This is a genomic window from Oceanobacillus phoenicis, assembly GCF_047238145.1.
Classification (GTDB): Bacteria; Bacillota; Bacilli; order Bacillales; family Amphibacillaceae; genus Oceanobacillus.
Genome location: NZ_JBDFME010000002.1, coordinates 227,802 through 253,192 on the forward strand (window position 1 = coordinate 227,802; position 25,391 = coordinate 253,192).

19 protein-coding genes and 1 pseudogene are annotated in these 25,391 nt (G+C 34.9%); 16 read left to right on the forward strand and 4 right to left on the reverse strand.

Features of this window, described 5'->3' with window-relative positions; all coding sequences use genetic code 11:
- Window position 1 precedes the first annotated feature (1 nt).
- From ABC346_RS20975 to ABC346_RS21025, 11 genes are all read left to right on the forward strand, one after another.
- Entirely contained in the window at window positions 2–388 is a 387-nt protein-coding gene (locus ABC346_RS20975) for a hypothetical protein (RefSeq protein WP_317958554.1), read from the forward strand.
- Between the two features lie 82 nt (window positions 389–470).
- Window positions 471–839, forward strand: a complete 369-nt coding sequence (locus ABC346_RS20980) for a PrgI family mobile element protein (RefSeq protein WP_317958555.1) — start codon at window positions 471–473, stop codon at window positions 837–839.
- Complete coding sequence (locus tag ABC346_RS20985; RefSeq protein ID WP_317958556.1) at window positions 840–1,739, forward strand: hypothetical protein; 900 nt, start codon at window positions 840–842, stop codon at window positions 1,737–1,739.
- Entirely contained in the window at window positions 1,702–3,819 is a 2,118-nt protein-coding gene (locus tag ABC346_RS20990; protein WP_317958557.1) for a VirB4 family type IV secretion system protein, read from the forward strand. Before ABC346_RS20985 ends, ABC346_RS20990 begins: the two co-directional genes overlap by 38 nt.
- An 11-nt stretch (window positions 3,820–3,830) precedes the next feature.
- On the forward strand, window positions 3,831–7,808 hold the full coding sequence (locus ABC346_RS20995) for a TrbL/VirB6 family protein (protein ID WP_317958558.1): 3,978 nt from the start codon (window positions 3,831–3,833) through the stop codon (window positions 7,806–7,808).
- The gene (locus ABC346_RS21000) at window positions 7,808–9,892 is read left to right on the forward strand and encodes a peptidoglycan DD-metalloendopeptidase family protein (RefSeq protein WP_317958559.1); all 2,085 of its coding nucleotides are present in this window, start codon (window positions 7,808–7,810) and stop codon (window positions 9,890–9,892) included. Before ABC346_RS20995 ends, ABC346_RS21000 begins: the two co-directional genes overlap by 1 nt.
- Window positions 9,893–9,907: 15 nt before the next feature.
- Window positions 9,908–10,573: a hypothetical protein gene (locus ABC346_RS21005; protein ID WP_317958560.1), complete on the forward strand. Its 666-nt coding sequence runs from the start codon at window positions 9,908–9,910 to the stop codon at window positions 10,571–10,573.
- Window positions 10,574–10,666: 93 nt separating this feature from the next.
- The gene (locus tag ABC346_RS21010) at window positions 10,667–11,974 is read left to right on the forward strand and encodes a T7SS effector LXG polymorphic toxin (RefSeq protein WP_317958561.1); all 1,308 of its coding nucleotides are present in this window, start codon (window positions 10,667–10,669) and stop codon (window positions 11,972–11,974) included.
- A 2-nt stretch (window positions 11,975–11,976) separates the two neighbouring features.
- Window positions 11,977–12,126 carry a hypothetical protein gene (locus tag ABC346_RS21015; RefSeq protein WP_317958562.1) on the forward strand — a complete coding sequence of 50 codons (150 nt, stop codon included), beginning with the start codon at window positions 11,977–11,979 and terminating at the stop codon, window positions 12,124–12,126.
- 77 nt (window positions 12,127–12,203) lie between these two features.
- Window positions 12,204–13,088 (forward strand): SAV1803-related protein, encoded by an 885-nt coding sequence (locus tag ABC346_RS21020; RefSeq protein ID WP_317958563.1) that lies wholly within the window; start codon window positions 12,204–12,206, stop codon window positions 13,086–13,088.
- 119 nt (window positions 13,089–13,207) lie between these two features.
- A complete protein-coding gene (locus tag ABC346_RS21025) occupies window positions 13,208–14,287 on the forward strand; it encodes a Y-family DNA polymerase (protein ID WP_317958564.1) in 1,080 nt (359 codons plus the stop codon).
- A gap of 370 nt (window positions 14,288–14,657) precedes the next feature.
- On the opposite strand, the gene ABC346_RS21030 is transcribed toward ABC346_RS21025, so the two are convergent.
- From ABC346_RS21030 to ABC346_RS21045, 4 genes are all read right to left on the reverse strand, one after another.
- The gene (locus tag ABC346_RS21030) at window positions 14,658–15,701 is read right to left on the reverse strand and encodes a flavin-containing monooxygenase (RefSeq protein ID WP_317958565.1); all 1,044 of its coding nucleotides are present in this window, start codon (window positions 15,699–15,701) and stop codon (window positions 14,658–14,660) included.
- Between the two features lie 30 nt (window positions 15,702–15,731).
- On the reverse strand, window positions 15,732–15,962 hold the full coding sequence (locus ABC346_RS21035) for a thioredoxin domain-containing protein (protein WP_397351698.1): 231 nt from the start codon (window positions 15,960–15,962) through the stop codon (window positions 15,732–15,734).
- Between the two features lie 34 nt (window positions 15,963–15,996).
- Window positions 15,997–16,125: an SCO family protein gene (locus ABC346_RS21040; protein WP_397351702.1), complete on the reverse strand. Its 129-nt coding sequence runs from the start codon at window positions 16,123–16,125 to the stop codon at window positions 15,997–15,999.
- Between the two features lie 214 nt (window positions 16,126–16,339).
- The gene (locus ABC346_RS21045; RefSeq protein ID WP_317958566.1) at window positions 16,340–16,660 is read right to left on the reverse strand and encodes an ArsR/SmtB family transcription factor; all 321 of its coding nucleotides are present in this window, start codon (window positions 16,658–16,660) and stop codon (window positions 16,340–16,342) included.
- A gap of 268 nt (window positions 16,661–16,928) precedes the next feature.
- On the opposite strand from ABC346_RS21045, the gene ABC346_RS21050 reads away from it, so the two are divergent.
- The 5 genes and pseudogenes from ABC346_RS21050 (at window position 16,929) to ABC346_RS21070 (ending at window position 24,979) form a co-directional block, all read left to right on the forward strand.
- On the forward strand, window positions 16,929–17,312 hold the full coding sequence (locus ABC346_RS21050; protein ID WP_105101351.1) for an ArsR/SmtB family transcription factor: 384 nt from the start codon (window positions 16,929–16,931) through the stop codon (window positions 17,310–17,312).
- Window positions 17,305–19,464 (forward strand): heavy metal translocating P-type ATPase, encoded by a 2,160-nt coding sequence (locus ABC346_RS21055; RefSeq protein WP_317958567.1) that lies wholly within the window; start codon window positions 17,305–17,307, stop codon window positions 19,462–19,464. The genes ABC346_RS21050 and ABC346_RS21055 overlap by 8 nt, the downstream gene beginning before the upstream one ends.
- A 145-nt stretch (window positions 19,465–19,609) precedes the next feature.
- Window positions 19,610–21,068 (forward strand): annotated as a pseudogene (locus tag ABC346_RS21060) (IS1182 family transposase).
- A gap of 388 nt (window positions 21,069–21,456) precedes the next feature.
- Entirely contained in the window at window positions 21,457–22,026 is a 570-nt protein-coding gene (locus ABC346_RS21065; protein WP_317958568.1) for a recombinase family protein, read from the forward strand.
- Window position 22,027: 1 nt separating this feature from the next.
- Window positions 22,028–24,979, forward strand: coding sequence for a Tn3 family transposase (locus ABC346_RS21070; protein ID WP_317958569.1), 2,952 nt, complete (start codon window positions 22,028–22,030; stop codon window positions 24,977–24,979).
- Window positions 24,980–25,391 lie beyond the last annotated feature (412 nt).

The following is a 25,391-nucleotide window of genomic DNA, read 5'->3' on the forward strand; positions in this document are numbered from 1 at the left end:
AATGACTCTAACAAAAAATAAAAGTGTATTTATGCTTGTTATTAGCCTACTAGCAGTTTTTTGCCTTCTATTTGTATTCGAAGCTTCTACAGTAAATGCTGCAACAGGTGCATTTGATGAAGTATCAGGTGTATCCAACTCTGGCGGTACAGAAGATGCAGTTTATAACGACCTTAACCGTTTAGTAAATATTGTTATGGCAGTAGGGGGATTCTGGGTTCTTGCTTGTTTAATCTTTGCTGGTATTAAGTTATCGGGTGCACAAGGAAATCCACAAAATCGTACTCAAGGGTTTATTGGTTTAGGAATGGCTGCTGTCGGAGGTTGGGTAGTTGTTCAAGCTAGAACTGTTGCGGGATGGATTGGAGGTTTTGGAGCCTCTAGTTAACCATATACTTAAAAACGCCTCTCTTAAAATTATACATAAAAAGAGAGGCGTTTTTTTATAAAGATGGAAGGAGAAATAAAATTTGGCAAGGAAAGAAACAGTTCCTATAGATATGAACTCAGAACAAAAAGTTATATTAGGGATTATCTCTAAAAGACAACTAACCTATTTAATAGCTGGTGGGGCTTTACTATATTTCTATGTACCGAAAGTATTTAGTCTTGTTGGAGATCCTGTAATTGGAGTGATTTTTGCTTTAATCTCAGCAATTCCAACCGCCAGTGCCATAGGATTATTAGGTTTTATGAAACATCACAAATATAATTTGAATTTCGATCAGTATTTCTTATTGAAATTTAACTATAAAAAAGAAATAGGTGTGTGGAGAAGAGGTCCATCCATTGAAAAAACAAAGGTGAATCTACGTAAAAAGAAAGGAGGCGGAAAATAAATGAGTAATATTATCTTTTTCGCTGTTTTAGGAGTTGTTATGTATGTTGTTATACGAATATCAAATAACAAGCCTATCTTACCAAGTTTCAACAAAGAATCAAATAACGAACAAGCTGTTAAATATAAGAAAAATAACCCTCGGGAAAAAGTGAAAGACATTGAATTAGAAGAGGAGCCGGACCCATTTAAAGAGTTTCTTAGTGAAGTAAAAGAAATTAAGCACCACATGCTCAGGTATAAAGATAATACATTTGTAATGTACACAGAGGTTGAACCAGTAAATTATTTTCTCTTATCACAAACAGAGCAAGAATCTATCGATGTAACATTTGAAACTTGGTTAGCACAAACAAATTATAATGTTCAATTCTACCTGCAGAATCGTTATGTTGATTTATCTGAACCCATTAAAAAAATGCAAGAAACAATGGTTAATGCAGAAAACCTGCATCAAAACGCAATAACGTTTGGGGAATCTATGGTTGAGAACCTTTTAATTTGGCAACACAACTCTCCAATTTTTGAAACTAAGAGGTATCTAATATTTTCTCACAAGATTAATACTGCTGAAATTACAGCAGATAATGAAGAAGAACTTGAAGAAAAAATTGTAGATAAGGCATTTGCAGAACTACATCGTAGAGTTAATGCAGCTAAAAATCAATTGTCCAAAGCTCGCATGGAAGTCCAATTATTAACTAATGAAGGAATAGCAGATATTTTGTATCATGCATTCAACCGTCGCAGAGCAGTTAAGAATAGATTCAAAGATTTTGGTGATCATGAGATGTTATCAAGCTATGTAACAGCAGACCAAGATGATGTTCATATTGACTTAGTTAAGGAGGCGATTCGGGAAAATGAAGAAGAGGAGAAACAAAGAGAAAAAAGTGCTTAATAAGAAACAAATGAAAGAAGCAAATGATGTTGTATCTAATGAAATCGATTTGAGTGTTTCAGACGTGCAGTATGATGAAGAGGGGAATGTAGTATTACCTTCAAAGCCAACAGTATGGGATTTAATTGCACCAGACGGATTTTCTATTGATTCCCCAGACCACGGGGTAATGAAGCAATCATTAGGAACAAAAACACATTTTCGACCATTTTATATCCCGCGTGATGGGTTTCCTCGTAAAATGCCAACAAATTGGTTATACAAATTAACGAGTGCAGGAGAAGTAGACATATTGGTTGACGTACATAAAGTTCAAACTACTCAAGCAGTACGTTTATTACAACAGCAGCTAACAACTTTACAATCAAACTTATCTTATCAAACGAAAAAAGGAAACATCGATACAATTCAAGAAACCCAAACAAAAATATTTGATACAGAACAATTAATGTCTGAAATTCAGTTTTCCGAAAATGATCTATTTAACGTTAGTACAATGGGGGTCTTGTATTCAGATAGCGAGAAGAAATTAGATAATTTCAGTGAGTCTGTAGAAGATAGTATGGCTAGCGGATTCTTTAAGATATCTAGCGCATGGAGTCGAGTGAAAAGTGGATTTAAGAGCGCTCTACCTCTGGGGAAAAACTATATGCCAGATACGCTTAGAAATTTAGATAGGCGTTCATTATCGACTTATTCTCCTTTTATAAGTGGAAGTGGAAGATACATGGGCGGTGTGCCAATTGGGGTTAATCGTATTACAGGACAGCTAGAATTCATCAACTCTTTTGGCACGGAAGAATTCAGACCTCAGAATTATAACATGGGAATTGTAGGTATACCTGGTTCTGGAAAGTCATTAGCAATGAAACTAAAAATAGCGCGAGAAGCTAGTGGTGCTAACGTTTGGTCAATGATTATAGACCCCGAAGGAGAATTTTCAGAAATAACCAAGCGACTCGGAGGAATTAATTTAAATATATCAGAAGAAGAAAACATTTGTATTAATCCCTGTGCGGTAAGCGCAACCGAAATTGAAAAGAAAATAGATGATGATGAGTTGAATTGGCTCGAAGAATACGATGAAAGTGAAATCATTGATAAGAATGGAAAAACTTTTGTCCGGTTTGTGCCAGTTAGAGAAAAACAGGCGGAAATATTAAACTTTTTTGACATTATTGTCCGTGGTAAAAATTCTGAAGAGCCAGGGTTAAATGTATTCGAAAGAAATTATTTAGAAGACTCTATTAAATATGTGTTTGAGGAACAATTAAATATCTCTTCACACCCAGATTCATTATATCAAAATGTTCCAATGGAAATTGATGGTGAACTTGTGCAGTCTAAAGCACGTAAACCTGAACCAACTATCTCGGATATCTATAATCACTTATATAGTAATTTCAAAAACGAAATTAAAGCTGAACGTATTATTGCAGCTATCCGACCTTTCCTAAGAGACGGTTCTAAACCTATATTTGATGGACAAACCTATTTTGGTAAAGGGATGTCTCAATCCTTACAAGATTCTAGAATTGTTAATTTTAATATATCTGAAATGGAAGAAGGTTTCTTAAGACCTATTGCTTACCACGTTATCCTTAACTATATTTGGGAGTATTTTGCAAAAAATCCTGAAAATGCTCTTAAAAAGAAATATATATACGCAGATGAATTATGGCAATTTATAGATAATGAACAAACGGTTGAGTTTTTTGAGAAAGTAGCGCGAAGAGCAAGAAAAAGGAATTGTGGTTTATGTTGGGCAACACAAGATTTTGTGCGTATTTTGGAAAATCAGAAATCAAGAGGGATTCTATCCTCTACCTTCACAATACTATTCATGCAACAAAATAATATTGACTTACAGAAAATTCGAGAAAACTTCGACCTATCTGAAGGTGAAATATCTATTATTTTTAATAACCCAGCTAAGGGTGAAGGTATTTTACGAATTGGTAAAAGTTCTGTGTATTTACAAACAAATCCTTCCGAAGAAGAACTAGCCTTTATTGAATCCAATAGAGCAGTTCTAGAACAAATGCTTGATAAGAAACGGAAGAAGAAAGAGGTTAGCTAGGAGGGAAATAAATGTTTGATATTGCAGATAATTTATTGGACATATTAGGTGACGTATTCTCATGGTTTTATTCGGTACTAGTTGAGCCTTTTCTTATTCTTCATAGTTTCCACAATTTAATTTTTGGAGAAGGACAAACAGAAGATCTTGTATATAAAACATTCAATACGAATGAAATTGAAAATATATTCGGACCGGGAGCTACAATAGTAGCTACAATAGCTGGATTTTTCATATTAGCTGCAATTGTTATGGCAGGTATGAGGATTAGTTCAACCGTCATCAATCCAGCCAGTAGAACCTATTATATAGAATTTCTTAAAGATCTAATAATCGTGGTAATTGTATTTTTTAACCTAGGGTTTTTCTATGAAATGGTTTTTACATTAAATGAAGGAATAGTTAATGTGTTTGCAGCCAATAGTGGTGGAGGGATTCTAGGCATAGCAGACCAAATAACAGGTGGTGGAATAATAGGAGCCATCGTAATTAACATTATTATTCTATTCCTAACGTTATGGGCGAATTGGTATTACATGATGCGAAAACTTACATTGCTCATACTTATGATACTCGGTCCTTTAATGATAGCTTTCTTTCTAATTCCGCAACTAAAGCCTATAACTGGTGCTTGGTTAAAAGAATTTGTAGGAACCGTATTTGTACAAAGTATACATGCTGTCTTATTATGGGCTGTTCTTCTTATAACTGCAGGTTCTGATCCTATAACATCTGGAGAATTTAAGGTTACAGACCCTATACTTAATCTAGAGGTTGTTATATTATATTTAATTTTTATACCAGTTGGAGAATCTATTCGCGCTTTACTAGGCATGGGTGGAGGAATGAACAGCACAATGAGTAAAGTAGGTGCTATGTTTGGAATGTCCGCTTTAGCAGGCGTATATGGTTCTGTTAAAGGAGCAATGGATAAAAATAATAACAGTAGCGTTATGGGAGCTTTAAAAGGGGCAAAGGATGGTGTTAAGAGTTCAAATAACGGTTCTTCTAAAGAAGGAGAAGAATCTATCATTAAAGATGCAACAATGGCTGCTAATACCGGAACAGATAGCAGTTCTACACCAAAAGCGGATGCAATGCTTAAATGGGGCGATATAGGAAGTCGTGCAGGTAAAGCCGTTCTCGGTTCAGCAGGTTCAATTGGTGGAGCAGCAATTGGTGGCCCAATGGGGTCAATGGTAGGAGCTACTGGAGGTTTTATTGCTGGAGGTGTTGCTGGTGGATTAGCAGGGCGTGGAACAAAAGCCCTTGGAGACTTAGCTGGTAAAGGTATTAAAAACGGAAAGAGTGCATTCCAAGAAACCTGGGGGGAAATGTCAGATCCATTAAGTACTAACCAAGAGGATGTAGCTAATACATTAGCAAACAAAGACACAGCAGATTATGAATTAGCAAATAAAGATAGTTTCATTGAAAAAGCAAGAGAGAAATTCCCGGACTTAGATAAACAAGGTCTTGAACAACAATGGGAAGATCACAAGAGTGATGTTCATGCTGGTAACCTTTCTAATGCGAGAAATCTCGTGAAGAGAAGTACTAGTAAAGATGGAAAATTGGCAAATACAGATTCACTTGCTAACCAAAGTGCTGAAGCAATGACAAACAAATGGGCAAACGATAATAAAGATAATTTCGAGCAAAACTATGATTTAGAAAACCCGTTATCAGAAAACGCAACTGAACAAGAGAAAACAGCACATTCTATGGCAAAAGAAAACTCTTGGAATCAAGCTGTCGCATCAAAACGTTCAGAATTTCAAGGGGTTGCTAATGATACTGCTAATCAAATGAAAGCAAATGCTATGGGCAGTGAACATGTTGACAGAGGAGAATTTGCTAAAAACTTTGCAGATAATATGCAAAATAAAGATAATCAATCTTTTGTTGATGAATATAAAAGACAAAACCCTAATGCTACTTTAGATGAAGCAAATGAAGCCTTCCACATGGCGAAAAGAAATCAAGCAAAAGAGAACTTTGCCAATTCATATCTTGCCACAAATAATGGTGCTACAAGAGAACAGGCGAATGAAGCTTTTGAATCTATACAAAGTGCAAGTTCGAAAGATGCTTATGTTAATAGTGCAATGAATGCTGCACAAAGTAACCATAAAGCAGTAGCTGAAAATGCTTATGATTCTGCAAAATCCTATATAGATGGAAATAATAAAGAAGGTTTTATCGAAAACTATCAATCTAACATTAATCCATCTGCTACGAAAGAACAAGCAAGTCAAATGTATGAATCAATAAAAGGAAGCACATCTAAGCAAGCATTTATGAAGGATCAAAGCTTTACTCCATCTGATAATATGATTAAACAAACTGGTGATACGTATGACATGGCTCAACAACATGCTATATCAGGTAACAAGAGCTCATTTGTAGACGCGTATCAAACGCAAAATCCTAATGCAACAAAAGAACAAGCTGAATTACTTTATGATAAAGCAAACGGTATGGTAGCAGGCGGAGCAAGAAGTTATATGTCTTCAGCAAATAACTCCATAAACGGGGTTGCACCAGAAGCAGTATTCAATAAAGGTGCGAATCAACAAGTAAATCGTGGTTATTTAACAAATCAACTGGCATCGGCAAAAACACTTGATGATAAACAAAACTTTATCCAGGACAAAATGGCAAGTGGTATGGAGGAGCCAGAGGCGACACAAATGTGGAGTGAACAAGAACCACAAAAATTCCAAGATAACTTGTCTCACTTTAATAATCAATTACCGCAATCTATGCCAATGAAACAAATGATTAGAAAAAGCGATGGCATGCAGAAAATGACTGCGGGCGCTGCTGCAACAGGCGCATTTATTTCCAATTCAACAGGTATAAAGCCTGCATGGGATAAAGCTGGAGACGTTGTGAACAAAGGAAAAATGGTTTCCCAAACATTTATGAATGGATATGAAGATGGATCTTCTTCTATTTTAGAAAGTCCTGAAAGTATGAATAATACCGGAAGTAAATTTGTTACACAGACTAAAGCTATTGGTTCTGGATTATCACAAGGGTTACAAAACGTAACCTCCTCTTTTCAACCATCTTCTGAAAATGCTGTAGAAAAACAAGAAAGATTTCGTAATGCAGTAGCTTATACAGGAGGGTTAGTTGGAGGAGCTAAGTTATATCAAAAAGCAGGACAATTTGCTTCTAAAGTTAGTCCTTATAATAAGGCTATTAATCAAGGAACCGAAAGTGGAGTTTATGAAGCATCTGAGATACAACAAATGGCTTCACAGAAAAACCCTGAAACAGGACAATATTACGTACCGGAAGGGAATATAAAACTTGTAAGTACACCTACACAATCCTATGTTCAAGCTACAGATAGCTCAGGAAGAAATAGAATTGTATCTCGTTATGGTTCTGGTGATAGTGCACTTAAAGAAGGACAAGTTATATATCAAGATTTAAACATGAGTGACAACGGTGGATTTGTCGCATCATCCAATCCTTATCAAATGGATACTGGTGGAAGTAAAGTAAATACTGGAAGAAATATTAATGTTAATCCCAATAAACTTATTGCTACTCAACGTCCTAATTCAATAAATAAAAGAGTTACACAAGATATATCGCCTTATAATGCTAGTGTTGAGACAGGTTCTTTTAGTAAGAAAGAAGCTGCTCAAACGACTGATAATATACGCATGATTGTAACAAAAGATAGAAGTTATATGGTTGGAAATGACAAGTCTACAGGTCAAGAAGTCCGTATTTCTCCATATAAACAAGGTGATGCTAGGCTGAATGCTAATGATATGAGAGAGGTAAAATACGAGGTTAGAAATACACGATTCCATATGGATAATATAACAGATGGAAACGGACAAAAAGTAAATTATACTCCACGTTTAGAAACAGAAGAATATCTGAATACACCAACAAATCAGCGATATCAACGCCGTAAACAGTTTGATAAAGAACGATTTAAGAAAATCGGTGGTGCAGAGTAATGGCTTATCATTATGACCCTTTCTCACAAAAAGAACCTGAACAAAAAGAATCAAATGTGAAAAAGGTTGCTAAACAAGTTGGTAATAAAGCTAAAAATCAAGCTTTAAAAAAGCTTGGTAAAACCCTGGGTAAGTTAGCGCTCAAAGGTGTTAAAGCTGGTGCTGCAGTTTTAGGGAAAGCATTAATAGCATTGTTAGGGACAGTAGGATTACCCGCTATTTTAGTAATAGTGGGGATTATCCTTCTTATCATCATCATTACTCTTGTATCATCAGCATTATTTGGTGGTGGAATAGGCCTTAACGATGAACAACAAGATTTACATGATCATATAGTCGAAGAATCTAATAATACCGTTGATATGGATAATCCTGAACAGTCTCCATATAAAGTGCCAGTTGAATTACTCTCATCAGTTGTACAGTTAGAAGCAATGCAAAATGATGACCATTATGAAATAGTAAGCGATATGGCCGATACACTAAAGCCAACTTTCACTTATAGTGATGAATTCAATGAATGGAAAGAAACACAAACACAAGTATGTAAAGAAGGAGAAAAATGTGAACCCTGGAGCGATATTGAAAGAGTGGATAACTATGTATCTAAGCTAACAGAAATCGATTATTGGCAAGGAAATGTTAGAAATGAATATACAGAAGTTGTAACAGATTGGAAAACGACTGTTGAGGTTGAAACTATAACTGAAATGGAAACACAGACCAGAACACACACTTATTATGAATATCAAACAGTAGAAGAAACCGTGACAAGAATGGAACCTTATGAAACTACAGAGTATCGAATGATATGGGATGAGAACGGTAATCCAATGGTAAGAGAAGTTCCTGTAACTAAGTATAGAGAAGTAAAAGAAACAATTGAAAAAGAGGTTCCCGTATTTGTGGAAGAAGAAGTTGAAGTAGAAGTTGAAGTAGAAAAAGAACTTCGCACATATACGAAAACCAGAGAACAGTATTATGAAAAAAATGAAATCAAAACAACAGACTATACTTACTTAGATACAGCTTTAAACTCTTTAGGTTTTGGATTAAACGATAAGAGATTACTAGAAACCAACTACAAGTTTCAAAATCTACCAATGGACTATATAGCATGGTTAGAAGGTGGTTCTTCCGGTGGCGACTTTGGTGGTGCAATCCCTTATCCAGGAAATGTAATACCCGGTTCAGATATACCCGTTGCATATATGCAATATTATTTAGATGCTGAAGCCGAATATGGGGTCCATTGGTATGTATTAGCCTCCGTACATGCTCAAGAGACTCAATTTAGTACCCATCCAACCATGATATCTAGTGCTGGGGCGATTGGACACATGCAATTTCTTCCAGCTACATGGGCAGGATGGAAGTACAGTCCCGGAAATACTGGGTTAGTTCCTGGAAATATAGATATCACTAGCCTATCTATTATTAAGTCGGGTGGTGGATATGGTGTTGATGCTAATGGAGATGGTAAAGCAGATCCATGGGATTTAGCAGATGCAATTCACTCTGCAGCTAATTATCTTGCTAGTAGTGGATATGCTAAAAATCCTGCTACAGCATTGTTAGCATATAATCAAAGTACACAATATGGAAAAGAAGTTTTAGCGCGAGCTGATCGTTATAAAACTGAAGCAGTTTATGAGCCAGGTGATGATTTACCAGTCATTTCAGATGGAACGTTTACAAGACCAACAGCAGGTGTTGTGACATCAAGATATGGAAACCGTAATGGAGGATTTCATTATGGAATCGATTTAGGTGGCACAGAAGGTGTTTCTCCAATCGTTGCTGCTGCCAATGGTACTGTATCAAGAGCGTACTATTCTGATTCATATGGTCATGTAGTATTCATAAAACATAATATTAATGGAAAAGCTTATGAAACTATATATGCTCATCTTTACGGTTATTTTGTATCTGAAGGCCAAAAGGTGAATAAAGGAGAACAAATAGGATTATTAGGTAATACTGGCCGTTCAACTGGTCCACACTTACATTTTGAAATCCATTCAGGGAGTTGGACTATAGGTAAGGAAAATGCTATAAATCCTGAACGTATGATTTCTTTTTAAAGGAGTATTCTTCTTATGAATAAATGGTTGAAAATAGGATGCCTTGTATTTATCGGTTTCCTTCTATTAATAACAATATTATATTATATAAATGATGGGGCATTAGATTATGAAGAAGTTTCTGTATCTGCTAACCAACCTAATCACCACCATCACGAGTTAGATGTTCATTTTCCTTCTGAATATGAAAATGATCCAGAAAAACTAGAAGAATATGGTATAGATATAAGTGGTTATAGTCACCATCATCATGAAGAAACAAATGAGAATACTGCTCCAAAAAAAGGTGCTGTAGAATACTTTTTTTCTTCTATTAAATCAAATGATATCGATGGTTTTTTTAATTCCTTTGAAACAACTATTTTATCTAATGACCTTTTTCAATTCGAAGAACCAGATAAGTACATCGTTGCGGAAAAATTGATGAATAGAATTTCTAGAGATAATACCATTGATTCTGTTCAATACGCAGAACAAGAAAATAGCTTGAACAATCATGATTCTGACGTAGTAAAAGTCATAATTAATTATGATGATGGAGTTGAAGTAAGCATTGATTTGCAACTTTCCATGTTTGAAAGTAATCATTCTCATGATGGAATAGAAGATGAAAATTATTATCTGATAAGTACGTCTCCTGTAAAAATAATAAAACATATTGAAAATAGCTTTCAAGAGTGACTACAACAAATTTAGCAAACTCCCCCTATCTAATGACAGGGGGTTTATTTTATACTGTATATATAACAATTTTTAGAATGGGGATGTAATGAAATGGCACGAAAAGTAGATATTGATGAAGTGCTAGAACTATCACATGACCTCAAAGAGTATGCTGAAACAACTGAAGCTAGTCTTAATGACATAAAACAAGCTATATACAAAATTCTAAGCATGGACTCATTTTCTGGAAAAACAGCAAACAACGCAAAAAAATATTTCTCAGAAATCCATTTAACATTATTGGATTCTTTTAGTAAACTATTTATGAAGATGAATACTGATCTAGAAAAACACCTAACTGAATTTCAATCAAATGTCGATTCTAGTCCTGCTACACGTATTAATAGCGATTATCTACTTGATACAAAAGAGGATGTTGAAACTACATATGAAAAACTAGAAAAAGAATATCAATCTATTAATGATACCATTAACAGTGTATTAGATATTAGCAGTGTGACTAAGCCTGACTTTTCTCCGATAACGACCGATAAAGGAGAGGTGACAAAAAGCTTATCGAATTTAAACAAGAAATTAGAAACATATACTATAACAAACGAAGTAGATTCTGATATTAAAGAGTTACTACATCATATAAAAATAACGATTGACAGAGCTGGCACAACAAAAGGAGAACAACGTTTCACTAATTATGTTAATACTTTAGATATTTATGGTTTACCAGTATTAAAGGAACATGTTGATTCTTATCGAGCAGAACAATTACTAGCAGGAAGAAACTTACCTTATTTAGAATACAAACCTTCTATAAAAGTAACCGATGAGGGTTCAAACGGCTCTGGTATTGTTAAATGGCAGAAAAACAATATGGAAGTCAGTCAAGGGAAAAGTGTAGATTATGAAGCTCTAGGCATTCAACCTTCTAGCATTGAATTAAATGGTCATCAGATAAACTATACAATAGAAGATGGAGATTTTATAATCTTCAAAGATAATCCAGATTTGCACTACTATACTCAAGATGCTGTACAAGGAAAGATTAATTATCGTATAGCAGAGGGTGCTCAAGTCGCAGCTAATGTAGTAGGAACTTATTCGTTGGCAAGAGTAGGGTTATTTGCTGGAGAAAAAATAAAGTACGTTAAAAAAGCTTTTGACAAATTGGATGACACTGCAAAATTCTCCAAGGAATTTGCAGCAGGTTATACATCTTATCAAATACAAAGTAATATTCCTATCTGGAGGGAAATTGTTGGAACACCAATTCCAAAAGTAGGAACAAAAGAAGTTATATTGTATATAAGTGATGATGATGGAGAAAATTGGGACGGAAGAGTACGCTTTGTCGTAAAATCGGATGGTGAAGTAAGCTACAAAGTTTTTAGAGAGGAAGATTAATAATGTCACCTTTTCAATTAATAATAATCTCAACTGTTGTCATTTTATTATTGACTAGTAAGCACAGCATGAAGGATACATGGAAACAAAAACTTATTGCAATAGTTGCATTATCCGCAGCGTTAATATTTACAGAACACCTTCTAGGATAATATGGAAATATTAATCTATATTTAATAACGTTGCAACGAAGGTATTCAAGAAGTTATCGCTTAAAGAGGTTTTGTGAATGAATAACTATAAAGAGTACAAGGATCTACTGTCTAATACTTATGATGAAGTAGTTATCTATTTACTTAATAAATATGGACCTGCAATAGATGACTATTTCAGAGAGTCTTCATACCAACGATTTATGAATGGAGAAATAAAAAACATTACAACAGGTAAAGCTTCAAGAACAAGCGAAGGATTATACTGCCATCATATTGATCAAAATAAATGGTTAAATATATCTGATCAAAATTTTGTGAAAAAATATAACATACCCTTTGAAAGCCAAAGAAGGGACAAATTAGTTTATTGTGATTTGATAGAGCATACTATTTTACATGTATTGATTGCAAAAGGAACTTCTTCTAAATTTGGGCTCCCTGGATATGAGGTGTATTTAAGAACTCTTATTGAACAATGGTATCTTGAAGAAATAAAGCCTAGTCCAGAATGGATGCAAAGGTGTTTCCATAAATCATTTTTAGAACCTCAAATTGCATTTAATCTGTTAAAAGAAATGCAAAGACAATTAGGGGAAAGTTATTATAATACTTTAGAAGATTATTACGATACACAAAAGAAAATTGAAGAAGAAAGAAGAAAAAGGCAACAACAACAAAAACAGAGAGAAATAGATGTGAGAAATCATCGTATAGAACATGCAAAGCAATTACATCATAAGAGTCCAAGAGCTGATATAGTTACCGCAAGCTATTTAATTCGTATAGGAGAAAGTGATATGATGGATTTTTCCGACAATCATACTACTTTTAAAGAATACGATAGCAAAATGAAAAAATATACGAAAGAAAAAATACTGGATGAACTTATTACATATATTGAAAATGGACTTGCGCTTACTGTGGGAGATGAAAGTGAGGAAATGCAGGAGGATTATTAAGAAGCGTATCAATTATACGTTTCTTTTTTTGGGAAAAATTTACATTAATAAATTATGTTTACTAAGAACATAATTTTGGTATAATAAGAACACACGTTCTTATAAGTGAGGTGTCATAAATGGATTACTCGAACTATCCAAGAAATGATGTTCTCTGCATCGATATGCGTTCTTTCTATGCCAGCGTTGAAGCTGTGAAACTAGGAGAAGATCCAATGAAAGTTATGCTAGCTGTTGTAGGTGATCCAAGTAGGTCAGGAAGTATTGTATTAGCAGCGACGCCAGAATTAAAAAGAAGATATGGAATCAGTAATGTTAGTCGATACTTTGAACTTCCTGATGATCCAAATATAATAATTGTTCCTGCACATATGGCAGACTACCTAAAAGTATCAGTAGAAATAACAAATCTACTTAATAACTATGCTCCACCTGATGCTATACACGTATATAGTGTGGATGAGTTATGGGTGACAGTTAACGGGTTAGAAAAATTGTTTGGTAATCGAAGACAAATAGCACAAAAAATAAAAGATGATATTTTAAATACATTCGGACTAACTTGTTCAATTGGTATTGGAGATAATAAATTTTTGGCTAAAGTAGTAATGGATCTACATGCCAAGAAGAAAGGTGTAGCTGAATGTAAATATGAAGATGTAGAGGAATTATTATGGCCAGCACAAATAGGCGATATTTGGGGAATTGGTCATCGTATGAAGAAAAATTTAAATCGAATGGGTATTGTAAATTTAGGACAATTGGCTAATTTCAGTCTAGATGTACTCAAAAGACGTTTCGGTGTTATGGGGGAGCAGCTATATTGGCATGCTCACGGAATCGATTTAAGTCCAGTGTTTGGAGACTTCACGAAACACGAACAAAAAGGGTTCGGTCATGGTATTGCTTTATTAAGAAACTATAGTGCTGAAGAAATTGATTACTGCATACTAGACTTATGCGAGGAAGTATGTAGAAGAGCACGAACAGCAGGGAAGATAGGTAAGACTGTTCAACTGGGAATTGGTTATTCAAAAGAAACAGGTGGAGGATTTTCTCGTTCTAGATCATTTGATATACCAAGCAATATCACAATGGATATACATGATATGGCTATGAAACTGTTTAATGAGTTCTACGATGGTAGGGGTCCTACCAACAAAACGCGGAAAACATACGCTAAGAAAAATTCTAGTTAAAAAAAGCCGATTTTCCTTAGGCTAAGGAATCGACTTTTTTGTTTGGTTTGTTAAACTCTAGCTCCTTTCAGTTTAAGTGATTAATTGAACAAAATTTACTCAAAGTAATGTTTATTTACCTTAATCCATTGGGCAAGGTTCTATCTGGCTTACCTGTAACTCCGCTCTATTGTTGGTAAAACTGTGTAGACTGGAGGGCTAAAAGTGTCCCATATGACTGCCTCAAATAATTATCGTTGTTCAATTACCGATTCTAAACTACTATGATTTCCTTAACGTTGTAAATCGTATTTTCCTGACGGTACCTATTAAAAAAAGGAAAGAGAATCTATTTGCTTGATTTGCTCTAAATGGAAAGAAAAGCTTAAATTTAGATTAATCGATTATTTAAAATATATTGAGTCAAAAATTCTGCATCTAACCCTACACCACAAACAAGTGATGAACCACGTTGAAATTGCCACGGCAAACCAATAAAATAAAGGTTCTCACATGGACTAATTCCCCTTTGATGTATAGGTGCTCCTTTTGAATTAATAGCCCCTTCAATAGATATCCATTCATAAGAAGGTTTAAATCCAGTTGACCATATTATAGAATCTATCGCTAATGAACTTCCATCCGAGAATAATACTTTTTTTCCTGATATTTTTTCTAAACGTGGTCTTATTTTTATAGAATCTTTCTGAATTAGTTTTTTTAAGTCGTAACCAAAAATAGGGTCTTTTCGCTTCTTAAAGATTCTCCCTCTTTTTGTATCTATCCCAGCGTGCAATAAATGTAATCGATCTAACCAATAAAAAATGCTTCTCCCAAATTTCTCTAAAGGTAAAAATTTTAATTTATGCGAAATAGAAATAGTAACATTTTTCGTTTCAGCTAATTCGGTGGCTATTTGAGCTCCTGAATTCCCACCACCAACTACTAAGATATTATGACCATTTATGTCTATCGGATCCTTATAAGAAGAAGAATGTATTTGTTGTATTTCATCTCTATCTTGAGAAATAGGGATAAATGGCTTTTGAAATGCACCTGTTGCTACTATAACATTCCTCGATTTATATAATCCGTTTGAAGTATGAAGTAGAAATTGATTTTGCTCTTTCTCTAACTTTAATACCTTCACATCTAATGAAATAGGTAGCTGAAAATGCTTTACATATTTCTTTAAATAGTTAGCCATTTCATCTTTTGTTGGGTAACCCTCAGGACGACCATCCATGGGCAATCCTGGTAACGAGGAATAATTCCTTGGTGTAAATAAAACTAGTGAGTTGTACCTTGAACGCCATGAAGCTCCAATTTTCTCATTGTTATCTACTACTAGATGGCTTATGCTCTCTTTTTTTAACTTTTGGCTCATGGCAATCCCTGCTTGACCAGCACCAATAATAATAAATTCATGTGTCAACTATATCTCTCCTTATTAATTATAAAGGCATTATTGAACAGTTCTACTGGTGTCATTTTTTATATCTGATAAGTCTGTAGCCATTCCATTATAGGCTCTTATAACCTCTCCATTTTCATTAACTAGGAAGAATCTAGTACTATGTAAATAATCATCATCTAACTTTTTTACGGGAGATTTAAAACTTTCTTCGGCGAATCTAGTTATTTCATCCAAACCATAACCTGTTAAAAAACTCCAATAATCATCATTAACACCCATCGCTTCTGTATAATACTTTAGATATTCAACGGTATCATTTTTCAGGGTCTAGGGAGAAGGATATGAATTTCATATCAATATCATTTTCAATGGCATAGTCTTGGATCTCTCTCATATTTGGAGTCATAATAGGACAAACAGTAGGACAAGCAGTAAAGACCATATTTGCTCTAACCAAAATTGCCCTTCCAATTCACCTAAACTTACAGACTCTCCATTCTGATTTACATAATCAAAGTCAGTTACTTCCCATCCTGCTTCGGATATATCGTACTCACTCTGCTTCCCAGTACTATACTCCAACCACAAGAAGTAAGAATCAATAAAATAATTAATAATAACGGTAAATTTCTCATTATTAACCTCAACCTTAGTTACTATAAAATATGATTATCACAACATGTTATATCCTTTTCAACATCGCTCAATACTACATCAACCATTGTGAGTAATTCTTTTATATGATCATTTCTCAGACGATAATAACAATATTTTCCTTCATTTCTACCTACAATAATTCCACAACCTTTGAGACATGCTAAATGTTGTGAGATGTTCGATTGATTGCCATTAATGTCTTCTACAATTTGAGATACGGTCTTTTCGTTCTCTTTAATGCTTTCCAGAATCAGTAATCTCGTTTTGTTCGAGAAGCCATGTATTAATTTCACTTTGATATCTAATTTGTTTGTCTCCACATTAACCTTCCTTTCCTATTCATTAAAATTTATATGTTCACTGGAACATATTAGCATCAGCTAATATATAATGTCAAAATCTTTTTAAAATACATAGATACAATGCAACAAAGAAAATATAAACGACAAAATAAAATCGGCTTCTAAACTAAAATTCTTAATTAGAAAAAATATTTAAATACTCATTTGATTATTTTATTGACAGATTAATCAAATGAGTATTAGAATGTAGTTATAATCAAATAATTATTTGAATGAGGGTGAACTTATGGCTCAAAAAGTTAAACAAACACATGATACTTGTGAAATTTTCTGTTATGACGAAGAAAAGGTAAGACGTGTCAGTTCAATTGTGGAACAAGAAAATCTTGCACCAGTGGCAAACATCTTCAAGGCGTTATCAGATGAAACACGGCTAAAGATAGCTTATGCATTGGTTCAAGAAGATGAATTATGTGTATGTGACGTAGCGAATATTATCGATGCAACTATGGCTACAGTTTCTCACCACTTACGCCATCTACGTAACCTAGGAATTGCTAAGAGTAGAAAAGAAGGCAAGTTAGTCTTTTATTCTTTAGATGATGAACATGTCAAAATGCTTGTGACAACAGCAATTGTTCATGGGAAGGAAGTAGATAACCGTGAATGAGGAAAATTTGAAAAAAGATAAAAGTGTTTATCGTGTTCAAGGCTTTACTTGTGCAAATTGTGCTGGGAAATTCGAAAGAAACGTAAAGGAAATTCCAGGAGTTGAAGATGCGAAAGTGAATTTTGGTGCTTCTAAAATTTCAGTATTCGGTAAAGCTTCAGTTGAGGAATTAGAAAAAGCTGGATCATTTGAAAGCCTAAAGGTAACACCAGAAAATTCCAATCAAACGTCTCAAAATACAGCCAAAGAGGATAAAGGAGAAAAAGTTCCATTTTATAAAAAGTATAGTAAATTGCTTTATTCAGTTGCATTTCTTGTGTTTGGTTATTTGTCTTATTTTGTAAATGGAGAAGATAATATCCTTACAACGTTATTATTTTTAGCGTCCATGTTGGTAGGAGGGTTATCACTCTTTAAAGTTGGTTTTCAAAACTTATTACGTTTAGAGTTTGACATGAAAACCCTAATGACTGTAGCTGTTATAGGTGGAGCCATTATTGGTGAATGGGGAGAAGTTGCACTTGTTGTTATTCTCTTTGCTATCAGTGAAGAGCTTGAACGATTCTCCATGGATAGAGCAAGAAATTCAATTCGTTCTCTCATGAACATTGCACCAAAAGAAGCTCTTGTTAGACGAAATGGTCAAGAATTAATGATACATGTTGATGATATTGCAGTAGGTGATATCATGATTGTTAAACCTGGCCAGAAGATAGCGATGGATGGTGTCGTTGTGAGGGGGCATTCATCAGTCAATCAAGCAGCAATCACAGGAGAATCTGTCCCAATAGGAAAAGCAATTGATGATGAAGTTTTTGCAGGGACATTGAATGAAGAAGGTTTATTAGAAGTTGAAATAACAAAATTAGTTGAGGATACAACAATTTCTAAAATAATCCATCTTGTTGAAGAAGCACAAGGAGAACGCGCTCCAGCACAAGCATTTGTAGATAAGTTTGCAAAATACTACACACCTATTATTATGGTCGTTGCTGCTTTAGTAGCCGTCCTGCCTCCATTATTTTTTGATGGAAGTTGGGAAACGTGGGTTTATCAAGGGTTAGCTGTTCTAGTAGTTGGTTGTCCATGTGCTTTAGTTATCTCCACCCCTATTTCAATTGTCTCCGCTATTGGGAATGCGGCTAAAAAAGGTGTATTAGTTAAAGGTGGCGTTTATCTTGAAGAAATTGGTTCATTAAAAGCAATTGCTTTTGATAAAACAGGAACATTAACGAAAGGTGTTCCAGTTGTAACTGATTATCAATTGTTAAACGCACAAACAGATGGAAAAGAATTATTGTCCATCATTACAGCTTTAGAATATCGCTCACAACACCCTCTTGCATCAGCAATCATGAAAAAAGCTGAATTGGAGCGTATCAATTATGCTGACGTACAGGTAGAGGATTTCTCATCTATTACAGGTAAAGGAATTAAAGGAATTATAAATGGGGTTACTTATTATATTGGTAGTCCAAAGCTCTTTAAAGAGTTATCCTCAATAACTTTCGATAAAAAGTTTGAAAAAGAAGTATCGATACTGCAAAATGAAGGTAAAACCGCAATGATTGTAGGAACAGAGATAGAAATTCTGGCTGTTATTGCAGTTGCAGATGAAGTTCGAGATTCAAGTAAAGAAGTGATACAAAAGTTACACAAAGCAGGAATCAAAGAAACGATTATGCTTACAGGTGATAATCAAGGTACAGCTATGGCTATCGGTAATCATGTTGGTGTATCTAATGTGCAGGCGGAATTAATGCCAGAGGATAAATTAAATTTCATTAAACAATTGCGTGCCAAGTATGGCAAAGTAGCTATGGTTGGTGACGGTGTAAATGATGCTCCTGCCTTAGCAGCTTCGACAGTAGGGATTGCAATGGGGGGAGCTGGTACCGATACAGCACTAGAAACAGCGGACGTTGCTTTAATGGGAGATGATTTAAGAAAGCTTCCATTTACGGTGAAACTAAGCCGTAAAGCATTAAACATCATCAAGGCTAATATTACCTTTGCTATCTCAATTAAATTTATTGCATTGCTATTGGTTATCCCAGGTTGGTTAACACTGTGGATTGCAATCCTTTCAGATATGGGGGCAACTCTTCTAGTAGCATTAAACAGTTTGCGGCTCATGCGTGTAAAAGAATAATATGTAAAAAAGGGTTCTAATCATTTGAGGCCACTGAAAAAGTCCAAATTCTAATTAACGAGGGTTTTCTCGATGAAATCGAGAAAACCCTCGTTGTTATTTTCATGTATAATGGAAGCAACAATTTTTAGTGGTGGTGGTACATATGATTTCTGATCAACAGTCGCTTAATCTTAGTCCCTTCATGGCAATATACGATTTAGTAGTACCCAAAGACAATATGCTTCGACAAATAAACGAACTGGTGGACTTCTCTTTTATTTTAGAAGAATTAAGAGATAAATATTGTTTGGATAACGGTCGAAACGCTGTCCCTCCTATTCGTCTTTTTAAATATCTATTACTTAAGACAATCTTCGATTTGTCTGATGTTGATGTCGTCGAGCGTTCGAAATATGATATGTCCTTCAAATATTTTTTAGAAATGGCACCAGAAGACCCAGTTATTCATTCAAGCACATTAACCAAGTTCCGGAAATTACGACTAAAGGATACACAGTTACTGGACATGTTAATTCAGAAATCAGTGAAGTTAGCTCTGGAAAAAGATCTTATTGCGAGTAATTCCATCATCGTTGATGCCACCCATACAAAAGCACGTTTTAACCAGAAATCACCGATCGAATTTCTGAGGGAAAAATCAAAGCTATTGCGTAAAGCTGTTTACCAGGTGGACGAACGTTTGAAAGAAAAATTTCCTTCGAAGAGCGTTACTGAGAATTTAGCTGATGAACTTCAATACAATAAGGAACTTATTGAAGTGTTGGACCAAGAAGAGGCTGTATCCAGCTATCCGAAAGTGAAAGAAAAGCTAAATTACTTAAAAGAACTAGTGGAAGATCACGTAGAGAACCTGCCTTCCTCCGATGATCTTGATGCCCGAAAAGGGCATAAATCGGCCGATACCTCTTTCTTTGGATATAAAACACATATCGCTATGAGTGAAGAACGAGTGATTACAGCTGCGGTTGTCACTACTGGAGAAAAGAATGATGGGAAATATCTACAGACATTAATTGAAAATACGCAAAGTACAGGCATGAATGTGAAGTGTGTTATTGGAGATACAGCTTACTCGGAAAAATACAATATCCAATACGCAAACCAAAATGATTTAGAATTAGTGTCAAAGCTACATCCACTCATTACACAAGGAGTACGTCAGAAAGAAAATGAGTTTGAATTCAATAAGGATGCCGGCATGTATGTTTGTAAGGCAGGAAATATGGCCATACGGAAAGCACGTACTGGTAAGAAATCATCGAATCAAAGTTATACTTATTATTTTGATGTGGAAAAGTGTAAGGTCTGCCCGCTTCGGGATGGGTGTTATAAAGAGGGGGCGAAGTCGAAAGACTTACTCCGTCACAATTAAATCCTCCGAACATATGGAGCAGCAAGTCTTTCAGGATAGTCCTCATTTTCGTGAAAAAGCAAAAGAACGTTACAAAATTGAAGCGAAAAATAGTGAACTAAAACACAGACACGGGTATGATGTGGCATCTTCCTCGGGTCTCGTTGGCATGGAAATGCAGGGAGCAATGTCGATTTTCACAGTGAACTTGAAACGAATTATCAGACTAATGAACGAACCAAAGGAATAAAAGCAAGGAAAAAAGGGGTCTGTCCGTTCAATTCTGAACGGACAGACCCCTTTTCTTTTATCTTTTTCCGACACCATAAATCTAAAACGTTAGTTTTTCAGTGGCCTCAATCATTTAGAACTCTTTTTAATAATATACCTGCATTGGTAATTATCAATCTTTACTAAAAGGTGACATATATATTCTTTTCAATCTAAAAATAGCCATATGTCTATTTTGAAACAATACCGAAAACGACCGTTTTTGGTTATAAATAGAGAACTTCTCTAAAAACCTTAAAAACAACTTAAATACATAACCAAAAATATAACCAAAATCAAAAGACCAATATATCTATTTAAAACCCCTTTTTGGTATAGTTAACATATTAGAAAAGGGGAGATTTGTGTTGAAATTTGGATATGCACGCGTAAGTACACAAGATCAATCATTAACATTACAACTCGATGCATTAGCTCACTACGGAGTGGATAAAATTTTTGAAGAAAAAGAATCAGGAAAAATGAAAAATCGACCTCAATTAGATGAACTGCTTAAAGTTTTACGTAAAGGTGATACGGTCATTGTTTATAAATTAGATCGTATTAGTCGTAGTACCAAACATTTAATTGAGCTTATGGAATATTTCGAATCAAAGGAAATTCATTTTATTTCCATACAAGACAAGATCGATACCACAACTGCTATGGGACGGTTCTTTTTCAGAATGTTAGCCAGCATAGCAGAATTAGAACGAGATATTATTAGTGAACGAACGAAGGATGGATTGACGGCTGCTAGAGCTAGGGGAAGAAACGGGGGCAGACCGAAGGTTGACTTAAAGAAAAGAGAACTTGCTATAAAAATGTATGAAAGCAAAGATTACTCTTTATCTCAAATTAAGACGGCAACAGGGATTGGAGCGACAACCTTATATCGTTATCTAGAAAAGAAAAAGATATCTAGCAAGGAGTTGTAGCATGAGAGGGAAAGAATTACTAACAGAAGATCAAAGAACGGAATTTGTACGAATTCCAGCTGATATGAGTGAAAGTGAACTAGAAACTTATTATACTTTTTCACAATATGACCTTGAAATTATTAAACGACACAGAAGAGCTCATAATCGATTAGGCTTTGCTATTCAATTATGTGTTCTACGCTATCCTGGATGGTCCCTTTCAGATGTTGGACCTATTCCAGATTACATAATAGAATACATAGCTAGCCAAATTGATGTTAATCCTAATTCATTTTCTTTATATGCCCAACGAGAGCCAACTAAACATGAGCATATGGAAGAAATCCGCCAAGTTTATGGTTATCAAAATTTCTCCTTAGGGAACTATCGCAAGGCAGCTCATTTTCTTTTGAATCATGCCCTTCAAAATGGAAATTCAATGTATCTTCTTCGTACAGTACAAGAAGAACTACGTAATCAGAAAATTATTCTCCCTGGCATGACTACTATAGAAAGACTTGTTTGGGAAACTCGTCAACGAGCAGAGGAAAGGATTTTTAAATCATTAACTTGTACTCTTTCCAAATGGCAAAAACAAAAGTTAGATAAACTTATAGATCCATTTGTAGACAATAGAAAAACCCCTTTAGCATGGCTGAGGGAGCTTCCCGGCCAATCTTCACCTGAAGCCTTTTTAAAAGTAATAAAGCGCATAGAATATATTCGAGAATTAAAATTAGAAATAAATACAGAACAAATCCATCCCAATCGGTTACTTCAATTATCTCGTATTGGAGCACGGTATGAACCACACTCATTTCGAAGATTTAAAGAAATGAAGAAATATGCAATTCTTGTTGCCTATCTAGTAACACTAAGCCAAGATCTAATTGACCAAGCAATTGAAATTCATGATCGACAAATGATGATTTTACAATCAAAGGGTCGTAAAACACAAGAGGAAATGCAAAAAGAAAATGGAAAAGCAGTGAATGAAAAAGTCGTGCATTTTGCAGATATTGGTGCTGCACTTATTCAAGCACGAAATGAAGGGCTCGATCCATTTAATGCTATTGAAATGATTATGCCATGGGATAAAATTGTTTCTTCCGTTGAAGAAGCCCAAAAATTAGCCCGACCGATGGATTACGATTATCTAGATTTGTTAGAAAATCGGTTTTCTTATCTAAGAAAATATACTCCTACTTTTCTTAAATCTCTTGAATTTCGTTCTACACAAGGTACAGAACCATTATTACAAGCCCTAAAAACGCTAAATGAAATAAATGAATCTGGTAAAAGAAAAATTCCAAATGATGCCCCGGTAGATTTTATTCCCAAACGTTGGAAGAAGCATGTTTACGGTGATGATGGAATAATTAACCGGCACTATTATGAGATGGCTGCACTAACAGAGTTGAAAAATCATATTCGTTCAGGCGACATATCCGTAGTCGGTAGTAGACTTCATAAAGATTTTGAAGAGTATCTTGTTCCTAAAGAAGATTGGACAAAAACTCGTCTTACGGAAACTAAACTAGCTGTTCGATCATCGGCAGATGAATATCTTGAGGAAAGAAGAAAGTCACTAGCTCAACGCCTTACATGGGTTTCAAATAATCTTGATTCTCTAGAAGGAGTAAATATCGAAAAGGCTAAGATCCGAGTGGACCGTTTGGAGAAGAATACACCCGAAGAAGCGAGAGCTTTTAGCCTGTCTTTATATAATATGTTGCCAAGAATAAAGCTCACTGATCTTTTAATGGAGGTAGCACACTGGACAGGATTTGATAAAATGTTGATACATGCATCAACCAATCGCCCACCAAAGGGAGAGGAAAAAGTAGTTCTCATGGCTGCTCTCATGGCGATGGGAACTAACATAGGACTTACTAAAATGGCAGAAGCGACACCAGGAGTTACCTATCATCAAATGGCTAATGCAGCGCAATGGCGTTTATTCGATGATGCTATAAGTCGTGCACAAGCTACATTAGTAAATTTTCAACATAAGCTTAAACTAGCTTCCTATTGGGGGGATGGAAGTACCTCTTCCTCTGATGGGATGCGCGTACAGGTTGGTGTTTCATCGTTACATGCCGATGCCAATCCACACTATGGGTCTGGAAAAGGGGCAACCATTTATCGATTTACCAGTGATCAATTTTCAAGTTTTTATACGAAAGTCATTAATACCAATGCTCGTGATGCTGTACACGTTATCGATGGATTACTTCATCATGAGACAGATTTAAATATTGAAGAGCATTTTACAGATACAGCTGGCTACGCCGACTCAGTATTTGGATTGAGTCATTTACTAGGATTTCGTTTTGCACCAAGGCTACGTGATTTAGCTGACTCTAAGCTTTTCACCATCCAAAAGCCGAATGAATTCCCAAAACTAGAAAATATACTCCGTGGTCGTATAAATACTAAAATTATTCAAGAGAATTTTGATGACGTATTGCGTGTAGCTTATTCTATTCGAGAAGGAAAAGTGTCTGGTTCACTTATTATGGGGAAATTAGGGTCATATGCGAGACAAAATAAACTTGCAATTACTTTGCGAGAAATGGGGAGAATCGAAAAAACCATTTTTATTTTGGATTACATATCTAACGAAACACTACGCCGTCGAATTCAGCGAGGACTAAATAAGGGGGAAGCCATGAATGGGTTAGCAAGAGCCTTATTCTTTGGAAAACGAGGTGAGTTACGAGAACGAGGAATACAAGACCAACTACAACGTGCAAGTGCTTTAAATATTCTAATAAACGCAATTAGCGTATGGAATACTGTTTATCTCACAGAAGCAACGAAATTATTGAAGGAAAAAGGGAATTTGAGAGAAGATTTACTTAATCATGTTTCTCCGTTAGGATGGGAACACATTAATTTTCTTGGTGAATACAACTTTGATGCAAGTAAAGTAGCAAGTCTACATTCACTACGCCCTCTTATTCAATAATACTAAAAGCCGTTGAATCCTTAGCGTAGGAAAAATCGGCTTTCTTCATGTCGAAATTTGCTTAGCGTATGTTTTCCGCGTTTTGTTGGTAGGACCCCTTTTTATATATAGACTACTAGAAATTTGCCCATAAGTAAATGGGTTATAATAAAATAAAATAATAAAAAACAGACGTTCACTGATGCATGTCGGTTTTTCTATTTAATAAGAGAATTCTTATAATATTTGCTTATTTCTATTGTGGGTAAAAAAACTTTTGTTTACTTCTTAGTAATAAATGTCCTTTTAAATAAATGATTGGCTTCACTGATCATGGTTGCCATATCTTATTCTTTAGTCGAATTCATTTTAATTGGTAGTGAATGTGTGTGTTGGGTTTAATCAGATACGTTGCAAATATGTGCCTAATAAA

Bases quoted from the DNA above. Each gene is read 5' to 3' on its own strand.
- ABC346_RS20990 (WP_317958557.1), top strand. From the start codon at position 1,702: ATGAAGAAGAGGAGAAACAAAGAGAAAAAAGTGCTTAATAAGAAACAA.
- ABC346_RS21040 (WP_397351702.1), bottom strand. From the start codon at position 16,125: ATGGTCTTTACTGCTTGTCCTACTGTTTGTCCTATTATGACTCCAAAT.
- ABC346_RS21015 (WP_317958562.1), top strand. From the start codon at position 11,977: ATGTCACCTTTTCAATTAATAATAATCTCAACTGTTGTCATTTTATTA.
- ABC346_RS21020 (WP_317958563.1), top strand. From the start codon at position 12,204: ATGAATAACTATAAAGAGTACAAGGATCTACTGTCTAATACTTATGAT.
- ABC346_RS21035 (WP_397351698.1), bottom strand. From the start codon at position 15,962: ATGGGTGTTAATGATGATTATTGGAGTTTTTTAACAGGTTATGGTTTG.
- ABC346_RS20975 (WP_317958554.1), top strand. From the start codon at position 2: ATGACTCTAACAAAAAATAAAAGTGTATTTATGCTTGTTATTAGCCTA.
- ABC346_RS21050 (WP_105101351.1), top strand. From the start codon at position 16,929: ATGGCTCAAAAAGTTAAACAAACACATGATACTTGTGAAATTTTCTGT.
- ABC346_RS21000 (WP_317958559.1), top strand. From the start codon at position 7,808: ATGGCTTATCATTATGACCCTTTCTCACAAAAAGAACCTGAACAAAAA.
- ABC346_RS21025 (WP_317958564.1), top strand. From the start codon at position 13,208: ATGGATTACTCGAACTATCCAAGAAATGATGTTCTCTGCATCGATATG.
- ABC346_RS20995 (WP_317958558.1), top strand. From the start codon at position 3,831: ATGTTTGATATTGCAGATAATTTATTGGACATATTAGGTGACGTATTC.
- ABC346_RS20985 (WP_317958556.1), top strand. From the start codon at position 840: ATGAGTAATATTATCTTTTTCGCTGTTTTAGGAGTTGTTATGTATGTT.
- ABC346_RS21005 (WP_317958560.1), top strand. From the start codon at position 9,908: ATGAATAAATGGTTGAAAATAGGATGCCTTGTATTTATCGGTTTCCTT.
- ABC346_RS21070 (WP_317958569.1), top strand. From the start codon at position 22,028: ATGAGAGGGAAAGAATTACTAACAGAAGATCAAAGAACGGAATTTGTA.
- ABC346_RS21010 (WP_317958561.1), top strand. From the start codon at position 10,667: ATGGCACGAAAAGTAGATATTGATGAAGTGCTAGAACTATCACATGAC.